This is a genomic window from Blautia sp. ZXY-1-B12 (assembly GCF_056339915.1).
The window spans coordinates 1-2,940 of the sequence record NZ_JBWJVP010000050.1 but is presented as its reverse complement, the minus strand read 5'-3'; the positions used below and the strand labels follow the sequence as shown (position 1 = coordinate 2,940).

The following is a 2,940-nucleotide window of genomic DNA, read 5'->3' as shown; positions in this document are numbered from 1 at the left end:
CCAGTGTGCAAACAAGTTTCTGTCTCTTCTGGCTACTGCACCAAGCCAGTGCTCGGCTCTGCTTCTCGTGTTTTTCTTTTTATAACTTCGTCGTACCCATTTAATCAGACATTGATTGATATAACGCAACACCTCATAAAATTCTGACTTATAATAGTGTGTGTAGTAGTTAATCCATCCTTGCACTACTTTGTTTATCATGTTCCCAATATCTTTTAATGAGAGATCCGCCTTTAACTGTATCTTCCATTCTCTGATCTTCTGTTTCATAGCAGTTTTGGCTTTTTCACTGACCGCAGGCGTAAAGCCTACAAAGAACTTTCCTTCTTTATTCTTATTTAGCCTTGGTCTGAACGTATATCCCAGAAAAGTGAATTGGGTACAACTATAGTTTTGTGGCCTTCGGTTATCCTTGCAGTAGACAATACGTGTCTTTTCTTTATTCAGTTCCAATCCAAACTGCTGAAAACGTTCTTCCAGTTTCTGCTTTATAAATGCAGCCTGCTTGTACGATTGGCAGTGCAGTACTCCATCATCAGCATATCTTTCCCACCAGATGTTCGGATATGCTTTTGTCATAAAGTCATCAAATACATAGTGAAGAAATAGATTTGCAAGCACAGGACTGATAACTCCACCCTGAGGTGTTCCTGACCTGCGTTCAGCAACCGAGCCATCACTCATGATGAACGGCACTGTAAGCCAACGTTTTATATAAAGTATCAGCCATTTTATTTGCGTATGTTTCTCAACCATGTACATCAGATATCCATGTTTGATGTTATCAAAGAGCCCTTTGATATCTAATTCCAATACCCAGTCTCTTTTAAAACATCTTTCCCTTGCTTGTCCTACTGCCTGAATTGCAGATTTGTTCGGACGGTATCCATATGAGTCATTGTAAAACATTGGTTCAACCAGCGGTTCAAAGTACATCTTCGCAACCATTTGTGCGATTCTGTCTTCTACTGTTGGAATTCCCAAAATTCTGATTCCACCATTTTTCTTGGGTATTGCTACTGCCCTTACAGGCTTCGGGAAATAACTTCCTGATGCCATCCGGTTCCATAGTTTATACAGGTTGTTATTAAGATGCTCCTCAAACTCTTTTATGGTTTGTTCATCTGCCCCGTAACTTCCTGCGTTTTCCTTTACCGCCTGAAAAGCTGCAATTACAGCCTTCTTTGAAATATCAAACTGTTTTGCTTCGCTCATAAGCTCCTCCTTATTCCTAAGTTGACTTATTTACTCTGCTTGGATACTGTGGCTTCTTCGCTCTGTTTTCTTTTCAGAAACCCTCTTCACTACTACAAGCCACTCTGCCCCTATGACTGTATCAGTACTCTGTACCTTGCGGTTCGTCCACTTGGCACTCTCCCTTAACACCAGCCCGTAGGTTCCCACGTTCCATATGAATGCCTGAACAGTGTTCATGCCACCTTTACGCCGTCCACCGCATAACCAGTAAATAGGCTCCCGTTATGCTTATCCCAGGTTAACGACTGACCCCCTGGTTTTGATGGAGTCTCTACGCTTTCGACGTTTTCGTAAGTGGTTCACAGCTTCGTTCATCTCCACTGTCCACACCTGACTGTTTTGTACAGCCTTTTCTCTGACGCTCAGTACCATAGCTTTTGACTACAGCACCTCAGAGTGATTTGAAACCTCCACCTATATAGCGGTTCCGATGGGCCTGCCATCATCATTCACACAGCATGGCTATACTTGTTTGACATCATGTCACAAGTTTCCGCCTTCGTGGCGCACAATCATCAGCATAGACCACCAGACCTGCATATCCCTTTAACATCGGCGTTACCACCTCTCTGAACCACCATATCAGCACATAGTGCATATAGATACAGGAAATTATCGGAGAGCAGACGGAACCTTGTCCACTTCCTTCCTCTGTTGCTTCAAATTCATAGTTATTCATAATTCCTGCTTTCAGCATTCGTCTGACAAGGCGGATGATATTCGGGTCTTTGATCCTTGATTCTATAAAACGCACAATCCATTCATGGTCAAGATGCTGGAAGAATCCTTTTATATCCGCATCCAGAACATAATTCGTCGGTTTCCTTTCCAGCATTATGTTTAGTTTGCGGATTGCTTTATGGCAGCCCCTGTTGGGTCTGAATCCCATCATCTCATCATAAAACATTGGCTCGAATACTGCTTCCAGTATCCTGCGCAGTGCTTCCTGTACCAGCTTGTCTTCATAACAGTAGATACTAAGTGGCCGCATCTTCCCATTATCCTTTGGTATTTCTACCAGTCTTGCTGGTTTAGGCTTATAGGATTTCTTCTTCAAACTTTCTATAAGGGCTTCTAGATTTTCTTCCAGATTTCTTCCGTATTCTTCTTTGGTAACTCCATCTATTCCTACGGCTTTCGTTCCATCCATCTGGACATGACAGTTCTCAAGCATCTCCTTATTGATAAGATGCCCCAGTGATGTAAAGACCATGTCTGGGTTTTCTTTTGATAATTGTGATATTCTCGCCAATTTCGTTTCCATTAGTTCCCCTATCTCTGTGTATAGCTAATGTTTCCTCTTTGATATAGTTTCGCAGGCCAGAACTGCGAGGCACAGTTCTCTCTCGACTTCCCTCCAGTATTTATTTTGTTCATACCTTCACCGGTACTGTTCGGGCCTCCGACTACCTGCACTTCGTTTGTCTTTCTTCTTTTGGTTGGCGGACATACTTTTCATTTACACACTCTGAAAAGAAAATGCAGGTCCTCTCCAGTTGACATATAGTCCCTGTCTGACATGAATAGTTTCAACAACACCGCAGAGGCATGCAAAATCTCACCATAACGATAAGTGCATATATTGTCTTCCACCCAGACCACGGTGTCGACCCTCTGATACTTTGGGATTTCGGTGCTCCATAGCTATCCCTGCTATCTTGCTGTCTACGCTTAGCCTGCACG

3 protein-coding genes are annotated in these 2,940 nt (G+C 42.9%); all 3 read right to left on the bottom strand.

Features of this window, described 5'->3' with window-relative positions; translation table 11 throughout:
• Positions 1–1,215: group II intron reverse transcriptase/maturase (ltrA, locus tag AC075L_RS03880; RefSeq protein ID WP_476387168.1), on the bottom strand; the 1,215-nt coding region annotated here is incomplete at its 3' end.
• 30 nt (positions 1,216–1,245) lie between these two features.
• Entirely contained in the window at positions 1,246–1,434 is a 189-nt protein-coding gene (locus tag AC075L_RS03875) for a hypothetical protein (RefSeq protein WP_008704419.1), read from the bottom strand.
• 301 nt (positions 1,435–1,735) lie between these two features.
• Positions 1,736–2,521: a reverse transcriptase domain-containing protein gene (locus AC075L_RS03870; protein WP_022380660.1), complete on the bottom strand. Its 786-nt coding sequence runs from the start codon at positions 2,519–2,521 to the stop codon at positions 1,736–1,738.
• Positions 2,522–2,940 lie beyond the last annotated feature (419 nt).

Bases quoted from the DNA above. Each gene is read 5' to 3' on its own strand.
- AC075L_RS03875 (WP_008704419.1), bottom strand. From the start codon at position 1,434: ATGAACACTGTTCAGGCATTCATATGGAACGTGGGAACCTACGGGCTG.
- AC075L_RS03870 (WP_022380660.1), bottom strand. From the start codon at position 2,521: ATGGAAACGAAATTGGCGAGAATATCACAATTATCAAAAGAAAACCCA.